We start from the raw sequence: 18,324 nt of genomic DNA, 5'->3' as shown, positions 1-18,324 counted from the left end.
ATTACGAGCGAGCCAGGCCTTGGTTGGCACTTGCGACGGGCGGGGCATCGTTCGCGGGCTTTGGCGGGGCCGCTGGCCGCGTCTTCGATTCCTTCCGTTCGCGAACGACCTGCAAGATTCCGCCCACGTCGCTGGCGATATCGTCGCGGAGACTTACGAGGTCTTCGGCAAAGCTCTTGGTGTCATCCATTGGCTGCCTCCTTGATCGGTGCTGCCGCAAATCCAGGCAGCTTTGCACTGAGCAGTTCAACGAACAGCGACTCGATGTCCTTGGCTGCCTCGCTGGCCTCGCGCGACGACAGGCGATGCACCGCCGAATCGCAAGCATCGCGAAAGGCGTTCAGCCGCCGAATCTCGCTCCTGGTGACCGGAACATCGAGGGCCGACAATTCGGATCGCAGTTTGCGGGCCTGCACGTCCCCCTTGGCCGTAAAGGTGAGGACGATCTTGGCGTCCGGTTTGTGTCCCCCACTCATTTCACGAGCGAGCCGCACGAATTTCAGCGCGTCTTTGACGGCACGAATATCTGGCTTCGACGGCTGAAGCGGCACGATCGCCAGGTCGGCTAGCATCGTGATCGCGTGCGAGGCCTCGGTGCCGCTGCCCGGACTATCGGCCACGATCACGTCGTGGCTTCGCAGTAGCTTCGCCCTGGCGGCGCGAATGCTCTCGACATCGGTTGCCACCGCAACAGTCACCTTGGGCTCCGCCCCTTTCACCCAGCGGGCGGCCGTCTGCTGCTCGTCGGTATCGAGCAACGCGACGCGAACACCTCGGTCGTGAAGCCACAAGACAAGGTGCGCGGCGAGCGTCGATTTCCCGACGCCCCCCTTGGTGTTGGTCAGCACAATCAGCATCGATCCGACCCTAAGCCACCTCTGCCTGACCTGGCAAGCCATGAAATGCAGACCAACTCGGCATGCTGGCCAAGCTTGCCTGGCTGGCCCGGCCAGTACCGGTTTTCCAATCGGTGCTCGGGCAGAAGCCCATGATGTGCTTGAGACAGCCCGCGTATGGGGCCAAGGATTGCCCAGGCGAGGCGTTTAAGAGGGGGCCGCTACCGCGGGTGCGGCGTACCGTCCGGGGACACTCCAGGAGCTTTTCGGAGAGCGTCGTCGGATCGATGCGAAGCAGTGCTTCGCATGAGGAGGTCCGGTCGGCGACCTGATTTCGGATCCCAAGGTCGAGGTCCGGCGGATCGCCCTTGTCTGCGGTTTATGTCTTGTCTCGATCGTGCGGGGCGCGATAGCGTCGGCTTTAAGTCGTTTGAAGCAACGCCGCGACGATCGCTGTCGTGGGGCGTCACTCGGCATACCGTGAAACGACGCACTGAATCGGGTGAATCGAATCACGAACTACCGTGAAACGACGCACGAAGGGGACGGCGCTTGGGGTGAAATGACCCACGGAATTCGTCCGAAAGGCCAGTCCCCTCGCGGTGTTGGGAGGACGTAACTGTATTGATCAAGAACTTATGAAACGATCAACTCCAGCAGTTGTTCCTGATTTGGATTTGTTGGAACCTCCGCACGATTCAGCGCATCGAACTCTGAATGACGGTCGAGACGCCCTCAACCTGTGCGAATTTCCGCTGGCTGCGCTGAGCGGGCGTGTTCCCCAAAACCAGAAGACGCTCGTCTTCGAAGACACGCTCAAACGGCAAGGAAGCGAGACCCCTCGGCGGTTGATCGTGGCGGCCTCCGAAAAGTACGGCCTGCCCACGGCGATGGATGACGAAGTCATCCTCGGCCTGATTCAACTCTCTAAGCGCGATAACTTTCGCTCGCGGACCGTGCCATTCACCCGCTATGACCTAATTCGGTTGCTTGGCTGGCGAGACGAAGGCCGCAGCTATCGGCGCATCGAAGAATCGCTCCTCCGCTGGGTCTCGGTAACGCTCGTCTATGAGGGTGCCTGGTGGGACAAGGAGGAGGCGAGCCTGGTCAACGAAAGCTTCCACATTCTGGAGCGGGTGACTCTCTATGACCGCGAACGGCGGCAACGACGACGGGCGAAGGGAATCGGCACACAATCTTCGTTCACCTGGAACGAAGTCGTTTTCCGCAGCTTCCGAGCGGGCTATCTGAAGAAGCTCGATTTGGCGGTCTACCGCAGCCTCCGCAGCGCGGTCGCCAAGCGACTCTACCGGTTTCTGGACAAGCGACTGCATCATCGCAATCGCTGGGAGTTCGATCTCCGGCACCTCTGTTGCGACAAACTCGGCATGAGCCGCCGAGGACATACCGGCGAACTGAAGCGAAGTCTCCAGGTCGGCCTCGCCGAATTGGAACAACTTGGCATCGTCCAGCCTGCCGTCGCGGAGTCACGATTCATCAAACTGTCGGCGGGCGAATGGACGGTGATCGTAGAGGGCGGGAAAGGCACACGCCGCAAAGCCAGCTCAACGTCGGACCCGCTGACCGAATCGCTGGTCGAGCGTGGCGTGCACGCGGCGACCGCCAGGCAGTTGGCCCGGCAGCATTCGGCGGACGTCGTCAAGGATCGGATTGCGCTGCACGATTGGTTGCTCGGTCGAAAGGACAAACGGATCGCCCGCAGTCCAGCCGGCTTTCTCGTGGAGTCGATTCGAGGGGAGTTTCCGCTGCCGCTGGATTTCGAACGCCAAGCTCGTCGCCCGTCACCGAAGCATGCACCAAAGCAAGTTCATGTAGCGAGGCCAGTCGTCGATGACGCTTCGGCCGACGACGCAGGTCTGGACAAACTATGGTCAACGCTTGACGATGCGGCGCGGGCTGAGCACGAATCGCGAGCACTTGCGTCGGCCAGCAAGCTCAAGGTCGAGACATTCCGCCGCTTGCGCGACGAGGGAAGCTCGCTGTTCGATTCAATACGCCGAGAGATTCTCATGGCCCACCTCCGCCGCTGCGGTCTTCTGCCGCCGATTACCCGAACCCCGGCACAGGGAAGAGGGGAATAGGGATGGGGGGTTGGGGGAAGGGAGTTGGGGCCTCATCGTCCCTTCCCCCGAATGCGCGGCAGACGAAGCGCGTCACTTGCGTCTACGAATGGCCCATAACCAGTGCATGCGACGCATAGCGATCCAGAAGCGAAGTTCACGACGGGGCGCTAAGCGCGACTTGCCCTACTTCAAGCGGGGGCCGCTCTTGTCGCGCGGGGAGATGGCCTTCTATCGAGTGTTGCGGAAAGCAGTCGGGCGGCGCTTCCACATCGCGTTCAAGGTGCGGCTGGCAGATCTGGTTACCTGTTCAGAGCAGGCCTGGGCCGCAGGGTTCGGCCACATGATCGCCCGGCACCACATTGACTTCGTGCTCTGCGATTACCGCTCGATGGACGTGGTCGCGGCAATTGAGCTTGACGACCGGTCGCACCGTAAACCTTGCCGGCGGCGGCGGGATGCCTTTCTCGCCGAAACTCTTTTCGCTGCTAGCATTCCGCTGATTCGCATTTGTGCCGCTGCTTGGTATGATGCATCTCTGATCTGCGCTCTCGTCCGCGACGCCGTTGAAGAGATGAGAGTTGGTGCGCAGGGGAGATAATTCGTACGCCAAATGCTGCCTCTGTACCTTAGCGCTTCATCTATACGGAGCGAAGGTGCTTCTCCACGAGTTGACAATGCTCCGGATTGTTGGCCCCCAGAGCCCTGCACAAGTCGAAGAAGAGCTACGACTAATTGTCGCTGCGCCGGGAGAACATTTGCAGCTGCCAGTTCGTCCGCGCGAGTGGTGGTTAGGCGGAGAACTCGGACTAACGCAGTTAGCCGTTACCTGGTCACGACTGACTGAAGACAGTGTTCTCGTGACGCACATCGCACCAGAAGAGCAGCCTGCGGATCAGTTGCGCGCCATGGCGAGGCGGGTTTTCGGCTTTACTGCGCTACTCATGGCACACGAGATCGTCGATCGAAGCGAGGACGGTTCTCGGAGCCTGCGAAAAGACGCCTATGAACAATGTCGCCAAGTCGTCGAGATGATGTTTCGGCCAATTCGAGACTTCGCTCTAGGAGCGAAGGTGTTCTTAATCTGCGTGGACCATAGCACGCGATCGGCCATTCCATGGCTATACACGCCAGCCGGTGCCGTTGGTGATCGCATTGCATTCATTACGCTAACGCGCGAGCTAATTACTAAAACTACGACGCCCCCTGACTATTCGATTCCTGCCAGTGCAATCCCAAAGCTCGGCACGATTATTCATGAGCTGTTTAAGAACACTGACGAGTGGGCAAAAAGGGACTTAAATAACGTTCCGTGGCGTCGGTCAGTTCGCGGACTGTCAGTCGAACGTCATTCTTGGGCTCAAGAGCAGTTGGCTGCGATCGAAGCATATAACCCGGCATTGACATCATACTTCGCAGCACGTCGGCGGAGCTCATCGGATTCACGTTTGCGATTTGTCGAGCTCACCGTGTTCGATGCCGGCATTGGTTTGGCACGCCGCTGGCTAGGCACGAAGTGGTCTCGCGAGTTGACGGTTGAGGATGAGTATAGTGCCTGTATCGCTTGCTTGACTAAACACAACACATCGTCGCCGAAACAGGAGAAAGGACTTGGTTTGGCAGAAGTGATGAAATCGCTCAATGACCTAGATGGCTTCCTAAAAATCCGTACTGGAAGAATGTCGCTTTACCGCGATTTCCTGAACGCGCCGTTGCGATCGGACGACGATGTCGTGCTCGGCGACTTTGCAAGCGCGTCGACCGTCCTAACGGAGTTGTCGGATGTGTATGGAACCCATTACCAGATTCTGATTCCTCTACCGTAGTCCACAGGAAAGCATGTACGGGTACTTTACGTTTGAAGTGAGGCCCGAAACTGCACCGAGTCGGTGGTTGGTGATTTTCTGCGCAACTTCTGAACCGGAACTCGAAGCCATTGATGCAGTGATTCGAAGACATGGAGAAACGTCAGTATCTCCTGATCGAATAATCCTTATAGGCTTAGAGTCGGAGCGATCCCAGCTCGAAGCGATCGCACTGAGTACTCAATTGACGGACTTGCTTCCAGTGCATACACGCAATGTAGGTCCACCTGCAATTGCTGTCGCTACGATACCACGCACCGGGCTAGCAGACGACCACGTAATTGCCGGTATCCCATGGAGTCAGATCCGATTTGCTGGCCTAGTGTCGATTTTTAAGTCGCGAAACGCATTGCTCGTCGCCCCTGCTACACACCATTTTGCTAAGCCATCGACTCGTCATTGTGATCGATTTATTCGGGCGGCAAATGCACTGGCGGATGGTGCGGAAATCACATTCATTGCGAGTTGCTCTCTTCCATTTGTCCCGGATACGGTGCGGCATTTCTATTGTGACACCGGTGGAATAAGCGTTGTGGCTTTCGCCATTGATTCCCTCCGACGACGTTTTGACCACGATGCGAGCGCTGCCACGGTCAATTCATTTGAATCGTATGAGGGGCTAAAGAAGTTTGTTTTTCGCGAGAGCGAGCACTCTGTCGTGCTAGTGTCGGCATCTACCTCCGGAGGATTAGAGGAAGAGATCTGTCGGCGCGAACAGCGGTTTCGCCCAGGACAGATTGTTACCCTATTTAGCCTCGGTGTCGGGCAACGCGATTCCAATGTGCTCTTAAATCTTGAGGAGGACAGGACGTTCCGAGACTCCCTTGGCGACTTCGTCTCCTACGAGCACGCTGAATGTCCGCTTTGTTCACAGGGTTCGATTGCAGTGCCGATGATGGGGGACCAGTTCCTGCCAGTACGATCGGATACCAAATCTATATTAATCCTCCGCAGTGACGCACCGACGTGGCTCGCGCGCTTTTTGGCTGCAACGATGGGGAACGGCTGGTTGCGTGCTTACTATCGAAGTGCCAACACCATGCATGCCGCTAGTAACGTGTTTGTTGATTTGGAGAGCGCTCTCACACGAGATGACCGCGAGAACGTACTGATGCAGCGTATTGAGCGACTTATGCTACAAGTTGTGCCTGCTGCAACGCGACTGATTGTTCATCTGGACGATCCAGCATCGTCGATTCTCGCGCGAAGGGTTAGGGCGACACTTTCGGAGGACGCAGATTGTGAAGTGTGTGCGGCCAAGAATGCGGAGCAGGCGACCGCGCATGATCAAGGCTCGACTTTGGTGTTGGCTGCCGCTGTGGCTAGTGGTCAGTCACTACTTGCGGTGTCGCAGTCGCTCAGGAATCTACAAACGAATGGAGCGATCAGTTATGCCGTAGCGTTGAGTCGGATGGCAACTACGGCCGACCAGGAAAAGCTTGAACGGGATTTGCGCATGGGAGAATTGGCCGCAGACTATGGTTTCGGAGTTGCCGAGCGGATTCATCTGCCCTTAGTCGGGCGCAATGCGGGCTGTTCGTGGAGTGACGAATTAAATAGCTTGCAGGAATGGGCGGGTGTTGCCGATGGCAGGTTACGCGTGCTATTGGAGGAGAGAATAGACATTCTCCGTCGATCGCAAAGCGATACAGAACGCGGCTTGTCCGATCGGCTATTTTGGCCGCATGTAGGCGAGCAAGAAATGCGTCTTCGAAATGGATTTGTCTTTTTGCCTCGCGATACCCGTGCGGAGCAAATGTCACAAGGTGACGTATTCTTTGCCATCGTGTGCGTCTTGCACTATCTGCGTTGTGGGAACGGTGCCAAGAGTCCATTGCGGCAGACGGAATACGAACGGCGAGTCCTATCCCCCCTCTGCTTCGACCGATTCAACGACGGAGTGGTTCAGGCTGCGATTCTCCGTGCTGCGATTCCGCCGGAGTTGGATTACTCTGCTTCGCCGGAGGAAAGCCAGCGTATGACGTCGATTATTCGATCGATTCTGGAGGCGGCACAGACTCAAAAAGGGGAGGCGTCTCGCGAGTTCTTGTTAGCCATGGTACTCGGGCGACTTGTACTGTCTAGAGGCGATACACAGTTACTGCATGATGAGTTTGGTCAATCTATCGATCCCGTTTCTGCGGAAATGTGGCGGCATATCCACAGTAGGTACTTGAGTTGAATCGACTGGCGACGCTGTAGTATTGTGGCGTCGCAGGATGCGGATAGGTCCTGCGGTCGTCAGCTTCGCATGGATGTTTGCAAGGCTTACGTTCTCCAGACACGGGGCGCGCCCGGCAAACCTGGTTACCCGCCAGGCTAAGGGATGACGAGACTTACCACCTCGTCGACGTGTGCCCATGCTCGTAGAGCCGGATGCGATGAGAGTCGCTTGTCCGGCTCGATGGAGGCTCGACCAAGTAACCCCATCCGCTTCGCCGCTCCCTTTGTAACGGAGCCGAAGTTCTCGATGGTTCAATCTGGTCGTTCTATCCAATGGTGATCGCCCCGGAAGGCGGGCGACACGGAAAATCCTCGAAGTGAGTTCTCTTCGAGGCTGTCTCAGTTCAAAGCGGGTGATCGTGTGGACTCGCAACTGCCTGCATCGTGCGCGGAATAATCCGCCACGAAGCGAGCAACCTTGCGACTGCGCATGAAAATCCCGTCCAGGGGGATGACGGGCCACGCATGACGTGGTTCCTTCAACCTGGCTGGCGTAGGGAGCTCTCTTGTCGGCAACGACAGGGGACCGGGGTGCGACATACCTCGGCGACCCGGCAAAAAACCGGGCGGCGAATAGCTCAACTACGAAAGGCCCATCAGAAGGGCTTGCCAGTGAGTTTGCGAGGAGACGGGTAGCCGAATCGGGAATCTTGTTCGTCGATGGGTAACCGGTAGCTTCTGTGTTCGAGCCGGAGAAAGTGCGCTGCCTGCGGGCGGCGTAGCGACTTTGGCCGAGGGGGACCTCGGCACATGCGACCAACAAGTGGGTTTTGACCCTGACCGACGTGACCTCGTGAGCGAAGGCTGAGACTAACGTGGGAAGCACTGCGGCTGCCGGTTGGTAGCCGGTGCCTGGCAATGTCAGCCAGGTGCTTGAAAGGCCGTAGTGTGGGAGTGTGCTGCAAGTAGAGAGAGGCCGGGAGGCCGCGAGCAACGCTGCAAGGCAGTGGCGGGCTCGTTCGCGTTCGGGGCTGGGCGCCTCGGATGGGTGCGACGACGAAAGCAGCGACGAGCTTTGTTTGTCTGGTTGGGCGTGCCAGGGGGACACGGGTGTCCCTCTGGCCCTGGGTAAGGTGGCTTCTCGCACCAAAGGAGCGTTCGCGGGGACGCGAGCAGTCCTTTGGCGGCGAAAAGACGACGGACAGTGCGGGTGTATTTGGAACACCGGCAGGTCCGTCAAGAGGTTCGAAGAGCGGTCCACCCATGAATTGGGCGGGCGTTTGCTGAGAATACAGCACCGCGCGCCAGGTAAGCGGTGGACCGCTTTACGAGGGCGAAAGCTCTGCTTCAAGGACCGACAGGTCCAGGTCGGGTTCGCGAGGTTTTTGCCTGGGGTTGTTGCCTAGGGATTTTCCGAAGGATAGGAACCGATCGAAGCAAGGGATTTCGTGTGAAGGTGGGCTTTTTCGGGGAGTTGGCCCAGTCCAAGAAACAACTCCCCCCACCTCGTCCATAACAGGGACGTGGAGATCGAACAACGCATTGTGGCGACAACCGTCGAGGGCTTCGTCCAGCAGTTGGTGAGCTACATCACGCGTGGCTATCGCTACTACGTGACGGGGGAAGTGCCCCTGGGGAAGGATGCCGCAACCATCGACGAAAAGCTGATCGCGCGCTACGGCATCGACGCCAAGAAGTGGACCCGGGCGCGGCGCAAATCCCAGGGCCTCGCAAACCTCCGTTACCTGCGGCATGGCCGGTTCTTTGTCATCCTGGCCACCCCCGGCAACTCAGAGTTCTTCCGTGAAGAGCGCAACGTCATTCGCGACATCCGCGAAATCCCCATCAAGTTCGCCGGCTACTCGGTCAGCCTACGTCCCGGCGGCCGGCGACGCGACGGCAGCGCCGATCCGAAGCTGCGTGCCCATGTGCGAATCGAGACGGCACGCTACCGGGAACTCAAGAGCTACTTCGTCGGCATCGCCACCCATCGGCGCGCCGAAACCCTGGCGGCAGAGTTGTGGCGGGTCCCATTCGAGCCGTATGCCCCAGTCCGCCGGCAACTGCTCAATATCCTGCGCGCCGTCAACCAAACCCGCAAGCTGGCCGGATTTGAGCGTTTGCCCTACAGCGTGCTGCGATACAAGCGTCGGATTGTGCGGCCGTTTGGAGAGCCTCCGCCCACCAAATCGTTGGCGGCCTGACACTGAGCACGCTAATCGCTTCGCGCGGCCGCAAAGCATTGAATCGTAATTTGTTCAATAGGGGTGGAATTGCCACCGGCACCATCGGTGGCTCGTGCCAGCATCAATTCCTTCAATCTGTCGGTGAGCTTGTTGCGAACGGCTTCAAATCGTCGCGTCAGCAGGTCTCTTTTCGAGTCCCTGAGTCGAATGTAAAGCGGGTCGGTTGCTCGTGGGGCTGGCAGGTTCTGGCCGGCAATCTTTAGGGCGCCGGCAAACGGCACTTTATGTCGCTTCAGTCGCTCATAGGCCTGTTCCGAGAAGTCGAGAGGCATTTGCTCATCAAAAAGGTCGCGATTGGATGCCATTGCCAGCTCGGTGTAAGCCGCATCAGCAAGTAGCTGGCGAATCTCCTCGGTTAGGGATGACACGCGTGACTTCTTGCGATCCTCTGTGGCTTTCGCTTCCCGAACCTGGCGTTGGCGAAGTGCGCCAGAGAAGCGCTCCTGCAATAACGCAAGCTCTGAATCAGATGATTTCACCAGCTGCTCGTTCATCGTATCGCTCAGTTTCGCAAGATTGGGCACGGACGCCTGATCGCTCAGGCTGTAGTAACCGTTCGCCTTCCATGCTCCACTTGCCGTACAGCGGGCCAGCATGCCATCGGCTCTACCATCGGTCGGCAACTCCACCACGTCGAGCAAATCAGCCAGCAACTCTTCGCCATATGACAACAATGCGAGCGTGCTCGGATGCTCGTCGAATAGACGCGGATCGAATGTGACTTCCCGCCATTTTCCATGCCAGTCTAGTAAGTGCGCCCCGGCCAACTTCGGATGGGGCTTAAGTCTCCGACCCAACGCTTGTGATTCGCAAATCGCACGTTCAAGCTCGCGCAGTGTAACCGGCGGAGGCTCTTCGATGTCAGGCTCGGCCGCCGCCGCCGCGTATTCATCGAGCTTCAGCGACGAGACCTCGGCCGAACGAACTTGGCGGTTGATTTCCTCGATGGCCTTGGCGATTAGTTCGCCGCGTTGTTTGTCATTGGCCATTGCCGCCGCCTCGATAATCCTAGCGACTTGGCTCAAAATAGGCTGTAACTCCCCGACAACACTTTCAAACGATGCGATACGGTCGTCGAGGCGCTGGTATACGGTGGCCTCGACAGTTCCGTCGTAGAAGTAGTTCCGAATCCAGACCCGATCGTACACCTGGCCGATACGGTCAATGCGGCCAATTCGCTGCTCAACCCGCATCGGGTTCCAGGGCATCTCGTAGTTGATCAGCACGCCGCACGTTTGCAGGTTCAGTCCTTCCGACGCAGATTCCGTACAGAGCAATATCTTGATTTCGCGACTTTCACGGAAGGCGGTTTTGATGTTCTCTTTGCTCGTGCCGACCCATGCCGAGCCATTCCACAATTCGCCGCCGCGGCCGCTGTAGCAGGCGACTTGGTTGCCGTACACCTGCCGCAGATTCTCGCGAAGGTAATCCATCGTATCGGTGTATTGCGTGAAGACAATTACCGAATCACGACGCTTGAGCACTTCGCTCAGGTCCGCAGTAAGCTGCTGGAACTTGCTGTCGGTGCCTAGCGCCCGCAGGTCGCCGAGAAAGTCCTGCAAGTATTCGATTTCGCCAATGAATAACGGGGGGACTTGCTCGGTTTGAGCCTTCTGGTCATCGAATGGGAGCAATTCGCTGACGTCTTCGTCTAGGTCGTCCTGTTCGACGTCTTCATCGGTCAGCCAGGCCTGCTGCGTCGTCCCTTTTAGGTACGCTAGCCGCCGCTCCAAGCTTTGCTCGATTGCGTAGAAGCTGCTGGTCAACCGTCGACGGTACACCGTCATGATGAAGCCCAGTCCCTTCCGCTCAGCTTCGTATTTCTGATAGTGGTCCTGAATGTACTCCTCGATGCGATGATAAAGCTCGGCTTCCTCCGGCTTCATCTCGATCCATTCGGGCTTTGGATCTCGATACGGGATCTTGTCTTTCAGCAAGCCTCGCTTGTGGTATTCCCGTAGTAACGTGCGTGTGTTGCGGAATACGTGTCGTCGCAACGGCGTATGGCGCACGGCGAGATCACGAAGAAATCCCTGGGCGGTGGCGGAGAGTTGCTTGATCACCGACTCCGCATTTGCCGACGTGTGGATCCGGCGAACTTGATCCCAAGTTACCGGGCCGAGCTGCTTCTCAGCGAATCGACTGAACTGCTCATCCCACTGGCCGCCGGTCGCAAAGTAGTCGTCAAGCATCGCGAGCACGAAGGGCCAATCCACATCTTCAAACGGTCGTCGCAATTCCTCGAAGTAGCGGAGGAAATTGCTTTCGACGCCCCAGCGTCCGCCCATGCCGAGCAATTTCAGCAAATCGAAGACTTCACGGGGGTCGATCTGCATCGGTGTTGCGGTGAGCAAGAGCAGGCCGCGTGTTTTGTCGCACAAGCCCGGTCGGTGCTCTGGGCCGCGCAGCAACTCAAGCAAGCGATTTGGACGGAAGAGGTCCGTGTTCTGAAAATCCTTGCGTCGAGCATGGTGGGCTTCGTCCACCACGACCAGATCCCAATCGTCCGCCGCGAGCAGTTGTTGCTGTCGTTCGCGACGCTTAGCCAGATGGCTCGATGCGAGGATAATCGGGCGGCTGTTCCAAGGATTGTCGCTATCGACGCTGGGAAGCTCGCGCTTGAATACATCGTAGAAGGTGCCGCCGTCGTATCGCGGCACATTCAGCACGAATTTCTCGTACAGTTCCTCTTGCCACTGAACCAACACGCTTTTGGGCACGAGGATCAGCACGCGTTTGGCGACGCCAGATAACACAAGCTGCCGGATTGCCAGGCCCGCCTCAATCGTCTTCCCAAGCCCCACTTCATCGCAGAGCATAAATCGCTCTGGAAACCGCTTGACGATCGTATCCGAGACTCGCGATTGATGCGGCCAAGGTTGCACCGTGCAAGTTTCCAGGCCCAGCCGGTTTGCATTCAGTAGATACGGCACGTCGCGGAGGAATTGAAAGATAATTCGCTCACGCTGTTCAGCGTCAACCTTCGGATCTTCCGGTGGCGGCGTCTGCTCTTCGGGCTCATTGACGCCAAACTCCTCCTTTGGCGGTCTATCCGGTCGATACTTCAGCAGCTTCTGCTTTGCGGCGTCCGGAATAGGGATCGCGATCCATCCCTGTTCGCGAGCCTCCCATAACTTGTCGAACTTCACACGCACGTTGCCGACATAGGCTGGAGTATCCCAGGTATTGAAGACCGAGAACGACTCATAGTTGTCTTCTAAAGCCGTGGCCGATTCATTGACGCTACCAGAGAAGGCGACCTGGTTTCCGTCGGAATCGGTGAACACACCCTCCTTGGGATGGTAGTAGCAGTCAGTCTTCGTCGCCGGCAGCGGACGGCCACGCGCATCGGTGGGAAGTACGACCTTAATCTCTAACTGCCCAGTACCGACGAGCCAAGCCAAGGATTTCAGCCGATTCTCGACGAAATCCGACTCGGGCAACACCAATCGCGTGATGAGTCGCTTTTCGACCTGTCCGGCCAGCGTCTCATGACCTTGGCGGATTGCTTCAACATCGGCCTCTGAGAGATCGGCTCCGCACAGGAGCCGCATCTTGCCGCCGTTCAGAATCAGCCGCGTCACTCCAGCCGCGGCGACGGCGAGCATCGTGCTGGAGAAGTAGCCTGCGGCCCGGTCGTAGCGGATGCTGGCCGCCATCGCGGGAATGAAGAACTCCCGGAGCCGATCGTTGCTCGGCCCGTAGGAGATATTCAAGTTGAGGTCGCGAAGGTTTGCCATTGAGTTCACACGGCTGACGCAATGGAGACTCCAAAACAGTCCTCGAATTTGGCGTTGAAGTGCCTTCTGATTGCATCCGTCGGCGATGCCGTTTTCAACTTGCCAAGATACCTTTTGAAGAATGTCTCCACGTCGTCGAACAGCTTCCAAGGTTCGATGACGATGACGGGACAGTCTCCGCCTGCTGTGCCGATCGAGCCGTATTTCGCAAGGCTCTTCTTTCTTATGCTGAATCGTCGCGTCGAAAGCCCAGAGATTACGCCACACAATGGGGCGTGTGCGGAATGGAGTAGGCCACAGCGATAGATGTAATACAGGGCGTCAGCGACACTGCTGAGCCTGCGGGTCTTGATAGCTCCTGCGGCATCCAATTCGTATGTGCAGTTGTGGGAGTCAACCTTCGGGAATTCAATCGGCGGTGAAATTGGCCGCTTGTAGTTCGGAAGTTGTTTTTCGACAAACTTGGTAAATAGGGTCCGATTCGAAGTGACCTTCCCGGCGTGGAACTGGCAAAGGCAGTCTACAAGAAGGCAACTTATCGACATCGCCGCAAACGCTCCGTGCTGACCTGGCTGCTGACGCAAAAGTCGCACTGGAGCGAGATACCATTGGTCGATTCGCTTCTCGAAAGCATTGAGAATATCTGCAATCGATGTCCAAGTGATGTCGGAGTATTTCAATCCGGCAGCGAAGAGTCGATTTTTTTGGACTGGCTCGTACAGCATGGGAGCTATTCCTCGACTTCTTCCTCTTCCGAATCCTCGTCCGTTTCTTCCTCCTCGTCCTCTTCGTCGGCTGCGAAGCCCATTTGTAGTTGGGGGTCGAGCTTGGGCGGCTCTTCTTCTTTGGGGGCCGGTAGGTCGTCCCAGAAAAGAACTCGCATCGCGTCGAGCGTGGTCATTTCGGGGCGAAGGAACTTGCCGTCCTTGCCGCGTGTGGTGGGGATGGCTTCCAACATCGCTTGAGCCAGTGCCTTGATGCGGCTGTCGTTTCGCAGGCCCTGGCGGTCGACGAAGACCTGGCAGGCTTTGGAGCCTTCTTCGTCGTAGATCATCATCGCCGTGTGCAGGGCGTCGATGAGATGCGGAAACGACTCCGCGTCCTCGTCGACCATGTTTTTCTTGCGGCGGTCGGCCGGCTTGCAAAGCACGACGGTTCCCGACTTCTTGGAGACTAGCTTCTTGTCCTTGATGACGTTCTTCTCCAGGTCGAGCCCCAAGGCGAGGGCCAGCTTGCGGGCTTCGTCGGCGGGGAATTCCTGAGCACGGAAGGCGTCCCACGCCATGAGATACCAGTCGGTGACGGGGTCGAACTCAACTGACCGGCCGAGCAGCAGGCCTTGCTTTCGCAAGTTGATGACTTCTTCACGGGCAAGGTCGAGTGCCTCGCCTGGCTTGAGTGGCAGTGGATCGCCAGTCTTCGCGTCCGTTTCACTGGTGAGGACCGGCCAGTTCTCGGAAATGATAGACAACACGGGACCAAAAGTGCTGATGTAAAGGTCGACGCCTCGAATGCCTTGCTTCTCGAATTCCTCGGCCTTTTGACGGGCCACCTTGCGGACTTTGCCCTTGAGGTCGTCCCACCAAACGGGCTCTGACGACTTTTCTCGCTTACGGCACACAAGCATGATCGTACTGGCAGCCGAATTCTTCTTCGCCTGATGAAGGCTGACTTCACTCTCCGTGTGAATCGGCCATGACGAGTCGATTTGAAATCCTGCCCTAACCAATCCGCTTCCGAGCGTGTCCCAAGCCTCGATTTGCTTATGCGTAAACATGACAGTCAAGACGCCATCGTCAGCCAACACTCGATGCATTTCTGCAAAGCATGCCGCCATCTTGTTTTCGTAATCGCGAATGGCAAGTTCTTTGGCCTTGCGCCCCATGTCCTTGAAACGAGCGACGTTCATGATCGCTTCGTCATCTTCGTTGGCGAGTTCCGTTTCAAACAGTGATGGAAACGTCCCTCCCATTGTGCGTTTCATCCAAACGTAAAAATAATTCGAGCACTCTGCATAGTTCACGTTGTCGTAGTATGGAGGGTCAACAGTGATACAACGGACGCTCTTTGCTTCAAGCTCCGGAATGTCTTGAGCGACTCCGGTGCGGAAGACTAGACGCTCAAGCGGGGGCGTCCCTTTTTCGCCAAAAAGGGATGCTGGAGGAGGCAGCATCAGGCGAGTTATCTTCTGGTAAGCATCTTCGATTTGAAACACGACCCACGGGACTAAATTGGAACTGCCGTCGATCTCACCAAAACTCCATCGCATGCTAAGGTCATGTCGTGCAAATGCACTTGCGATCTTTTGTCGCGATGTATCCCAGCACGCTTGCTTCGAGTTGTATGACGCGGCAATATCGAGCGCGAGCGAGAAATACAGGCGCAATGCCGTGGCTCGCTCGCTTCCAAGAGTTTTCGATGCCGACTCGATAACCTCGTCGAGGGCCTCTTTCATCGCGATAAGCGTCAAAAGCTGTCGCGGAAGATATGTATCACTCCAGCGATGCATCCCATAAATCTCACATGCCCAATCTGCTCGCCCTTCTTTGCGAGGCTCATTGGGAATCAGGTTGGCCCGTTCCCAGTCCGGTCGACGCCGCTTCACTTCATCAACGCTCAATTGGAAGCACTTTGCATCTTCGGTGGTCGGTGAGCGGAATAAGAACTCGCCGGAAGTCTTCAAGCCGACTGCAATGAGTTGTTCGCCCATCCGTCCAGCTTGGGCTTCTGCTTTGATGTAGTCGCCGTCGATTGTATCGCCAGTCCAGGGGCTTCTTCCTGTTCCGCGTTTTATAGTCCCAACGTCTGGCTTGAGCTTTGCACACTGTGCCTTGCCCTTTGCGATTTCAAATCGACACGTAGCGTCATCCTCATCGGCGATTACCTTGATAGCCACGGGCTCACCAGTTTTTCTCAGCCACCAATGAGGCGATAGTGGCACGACCTTTCCTGTTGTGGGGCAAGCAACTGTACGAGCCCACATGAAGCACGCGCCCACCGAAGTTTCCGGCACTGTCGGAAAGAATGGCCGCAATCGTTCTTGAACCAGCTCGCCCCATGCTTTTCCGTAGGTGCGAATGTCGGATACCAAGGAGGAACCAAACCTTGCCGGGTAATCCAAAGTTCCTCTAAGGATTACCGAGGCGACGGGGTTCAACTCATTCGCGAAAACGGAAAGCCCGTATCGCAATGCTTCAAAGGGGATGCTGCCGCCGCCAGACATTGGATCGCAGAATGTGATCTGACGAGTGCCCCATACCCATTCCAACATGTCATACAATTCTTCCAATTGCTCTGCATTGCAATTGACGGTGTAAGCACGAGGTCCAGGATAGGGATTCGGAATTGGCTTCCCTTGTAACTTTGCCCACTCAAGCAACTTTCTAGCCGATGCCACGTCGCCTTGAATCCCGATCAGCCTTAGAAACCATTCCTTGTAGCTCTCGAAGGTTGGAAACCGTTTCAGAAACTTCTCAGGCCACGGCTGCTCGCTCTCGTCTTCTCCTGTCGGGTAGGCCGGAAGCAGACTTGCCAGAATCGCCGCCCGGCTCACGGTCAGCGGCCGGCGTGCCCACCACACGTGCAGAAAATACAGCGGCGGCAACGCCGACGAAGCTCCCCGCTCACGCATGCACTCCGCCCCGATTTGATCGATCGGCAGCCACTGTTTAATGAGCACGCGGGGTCTGGACATAATGTGTTGGCCGATGAGGTCACGGAGTTGGTACGACAGAAAAGTTTTGGGGCTGCAAGAGGTGGTAGAGCTTGGCTTCTCTTTGAAGCAACCCCGTGACAGCCACGGTCAATCCATCGCGATGAGCGTCGCACGCCTTCTTGTAATCGGCGGCGGTCAAGAGGACTTGTACTCGCGTCGCACTTCCGCCAATGTCAGCCCGCAGTACGACTGTTCCCTCGAAATCATCAAGCAACGAGGGGTCGGCTTTCAAATTGATGACACGACCTTCGATCCGCTTTCGCGAGACGGACGTGTCTTCCCGAAGTTTTCGTCCAGCCTCCTTCACAATTTCGAAGGCTGTCTGAGAGAAGCCAACAGTGCTTTCAATCGCGACAGGCAGAGTTGGGCGGCTGGGAGACCAGCTCATGCGGATTTTGAGCTGTGACTGGTCTCCCTCGGGCTGGATCGACGCAATGGCTTCGCAGAGATTCGCACTCACGCCGACGTCGACACCGCTAAGGATTTGATCGTAGTTCCCACTGTCGATTGCGCCGCGAATGTGACGCAGGCCGGTCATCAGCCGAACGGTCGATTGACGGGCGAAGGGTTCCGATGCGATAAACGCGGCGTCGTCCGGCTCCAGGAAGCTGCTCTGGCGATTGATTTGAGGCGGAACCGGAGCGACGATCTTAGCCACGAAACTTCCGCGTTCGGTCTGGCCAAGTTGACAGCTTTGCAAAAACTCAACGGCTTCTCGATACGCCTGGCGAGGGAAAAATGCGGCCGGCTGGCGGGCACTGCATGCGGACGCGAGCAGCAGCGAGCGTGCACCTTCGATTAGCCGAATACCCTCGTCGAGTGGCAACGTTCCGAGCGTCGCATCAGGTGCCGAGACTTGCAGTCGCAGCACGTCCGCAGGCGGCGACGATAAATCCGCCAAAATCTGCCACACATTACGCTGTTCGACGGCCGACAGCATCTGGACGATGTCGGCCATCCGCTCCAGATAATCGGCCAAGTCACGACGGCCAGGAATCCAGGCCTCCGCATCATGCTGTGAGGGAAACCGATAGACGTTGCCCTGGGCAGTCGAAGCGGAATCGTCGCGTTTCCAACCGTGACTCGACAAATAAAGCTGCACGTCTTCCGGACGGAGAGCGGCGAGTTGATCGGAAGGCAGTTGCACAGTGCTCATAGCGACTCCCTCCTGGAAACTTTCTCCATGAGTTTACGGAGTCCATCCACGGTAAATGGCTGTACTCGCGGTAAATGAACAGTGACTGACGTTTGGTTGCTGCTCGCTGGTTCTCCTAGGAGGGTTCTCCAGTAGGCACAGCGACGGGAAATCATCTGATCTTCCGTTTGCTCCAGCCACAAACCCTCGTCGTCCGGTAGATGCAGGACGACTAGGATACGTGGTACGAGCGTTTCTTCGCGGAGGTCGTTATAGTTCTTCAGCGGCAGAGCAAACGAAAGATGGTCTTCCTTCAACAAGGGCTGAGCAGTTGCCTTTAGCTGCACGTCAATCTTGGGCGAGCGAAGGACGGCCTTTTGATGCACGAGTCCCCGTGCTGCGATTTGCACGTCGATGCTGTCGTCATCAATCGAAATCAATTGACAAGCGTAGCCTGCTCGTGCCGAAACGGCATGAACATAAGCAATGCTGAGTTGCTGCTTCTGTTCATTGTCAGTCATTCCAGCCGTCGCCGTGCTCATC

Annotated in this window: 12 protein-coding genes; 5 read left to right on the top strand and 7 right to left on the bottom strand. The window is 57.1% G+C overall.

Features of this window, described 5'->3' with window-relative positions; translation table 11 throughout:
- Position 1 precedes the first annotated feature (1 nt).
- Positions 2–190: a hypothetical protein gene (locus KF708_07930; GenBank protein ID MBX3412601.1), complete on the bottom strand. Its 189-nt coding sequence runs from the start codon at positions 188–190 to the stop codon at positions 2–4.
- On the bottom strand, positions 183–857 hold the full coding sequence (locus KF708_07925) for a ParA family protein (GenBank protein MBX3412600.1): 675 nt from the start codon (positions 855–857) through the stop codon (positions 183–185). Before KF708_07925 ends, KF708_07930 begins: the two co-directional genes overlap by 8 nt.
- Positions 858–1,474: 617 nt before the next feature.
- Between KF708_07925 and KF708_07920 the strand changes: the two genes are divergently transcribed.
- The 5 genes from KF708_07920 to KF708_07900 all read left to right on the top strand — a co-directional run bounded on the left by KF708_07920 (position 1,475) and on the right by KF708_07900 (position 9,149).
- Positions 1,475–2,938, top strand: coding sequence for a replication initiator protein A (locus KF708_07920; GenBank protein ID MBX3412599.1), 1,464 nt, complete (start codon positions 1,475–1,477; stop codon positions 2,936–2,938).
- A 160-nt stretch (positions 2,939–3,098) separates the two neighbouring features.
- On the top strand, positions 3,099–3,518 hold the full coding sequence (locus tag KF708_07915; GenBank protein MBX3412598.1) for a DUF2726 domain-containing protein: 420 nt from the start codon (positions 3,099–3,101) through the stop codon (positions 3,516–3,518).
- Positions 3,519–3,594: 76 nt separating this feature from the next.
- Positions 3,595–4,743, top strand: coding sequence for a hypothetical protein (locus KF708_07910; GenBank protein ID MBX3412597.1), 1,149 nt, complete (start codon positions 3,595–3,597; stop codon positions 4,741–4,743).
- A gap of 571 nt (positions 4,744–5,314) precedes the next feature.
- The gene (locus tag KF708_07905; GenBank protein ID MBX3412596.1) at positions 5,315–6,964 is read left to right on the top strand and encodes a hypothetical protein; all 1,650 of its coding nucleotides are present in this window, start codon (positions 5,315–5,317) and stop codon (positions 6,962–6,964) included.
- A gap of 1,504 nt (positions 6,965–8,468) precedes the next feature.
- The gene (locus tag KF708_07900) at positions 8,469–9,149 is read left to right on the top strand and encodes a hypothetical protein (GenBank protein ID MBX3412595.1); all 681 of its coding nucleotides are present in this window, start codon (positions 8,469–8,471) and stop codon (positions 9,147–9,149) included.
- 11 nt (positions 9,150–9,160) lie between these two features.
- On the opposite strand, the gene KF708_07895 is transcribed toward KF708_07900, so the two are convergent.
- From KF708_07895 to KF708_07875, 5 genes are read right to left on the bottom strand one after another with little or no spacing between them, the layout of a single operon-like run.
- Positions 9,161–12,907 carry a DEAD/DEAH box helicase family protein gene (locus KF708_07895; protein ID MBX3412594.1) on the bottom strand — a complete coding sequence of 1,249 codons (3,747 nt, stop codon included), beginning with the start codon at positions 12,905–12,907 and terminating at the stop codon, positions 9,161–9,163.
- A gap of 29 nt (positions 12,908–12,936) precedes the next feature.
- Positions 12,937–13,656 (bottom strand): hypothetical protein, encoded by a 720-nt coding sequence (locus tag KF708_07890; GenBank protein MBX3412593.1) that lies wholly within the window; start codon positions 13,654–13,656, stop codon positions 12,937–12,939.
- A gap of 5 nt (positions 13,657–13,661) precedes the next feature.
- On the bottom strand, positions 13,662–16,610 hold the full coding sequence (locus KF708_07885) for a DUF1156 domain-containing protein (protein MBX3412592.1): 2,949 nt from the start codon (positions 16,608–16,610) through the stop codon (positions 13,662–13,664).
- Between the two features lie 34 nt (positions 16,611–16,644).
- Positions 16,645–17,802 carry a hypothetical protein gene (locus KF708_07880; protein ID MBX3412591.1) on the bottom strand — a complete coding sequence of 386 codons (1,158 nt, stop codon included), beginning with the start codon at positions 17,800–17,802 and terminating at the stop codon, positions 16,645–16,647.
- Complete coding sequence (locus KF708_07875; GenBank protein MBX3412590.1) at positions 17,799–18,323, bottom strand: DUF4365 domain-containing protein; 525 nt, start codon at positions 18,321–18,323, stop codon at positions 17,799–17,801. Before KF708_07875 ends, KF708_07880 begins: the two co-directional genes overlap by 4 nt.
- Position 18,324 lies beyond the last annotated feature (1 nt).

The organism is Pirellulales bacterium (assembly GCA_019636335.1).
GTDB lineage: Bacteria > Planctomycetota > Planctomycetia > Pirellulales > JAEUIK01 > JAHBXR01.
This window is presented reverse-complemented; position numbering and strand designations above follow the sequence as displayed.

Coding starts and splice junctions, on each gene's coding strand:
- KF708_07930 (MBX3412601.1), bottom strand. CDS start 190: ATGGATGACACCAAGAGCTTTGCCGAAGACCTCGTAAGTCTCCGCGAC.
- KF708_07925 (MBX3412600.1), bottom strand. CDS start 857: ATGCTGATTGTGCTGACCAACACCAAGGGGGGCGTCGGGAAATCGACG.
- KF708_07920 (MBX3412599.1), top strand. CDS start 1,475: ATGAAACGATCAACTCCAGCAGTTGTTCCTGATTTGGATTTGTTGGAA.
- KF708_07910 (MBX3412597.1), top strand. CDS start 3,595: ATGCTCCGGATTGTTGGCCCCCAGAGCCCTGCACAAGTCGAAGAAGAG.
- KF708_07890 (MBX3412593.1), bottom strand. CDS start 13,656: ATGCTGTACGAGCCAGTCCAAAAAAATCGACTCTTCGCTGCCGGATTG.
- KF708_07880 (MBX3412591.1), bottom strand. CDS start 17,802: ATGAGCACTGTGCAACTGCCTTCCGATCAACTCGCCGCTCTCCGTCCG.
- KF708_07875 (MBX3412590.1), bottom strand. CDS start 18,323: ATGAGCACGGCGACGGCTGGAATGACTGACAATGAACAGAAGCAGCAA.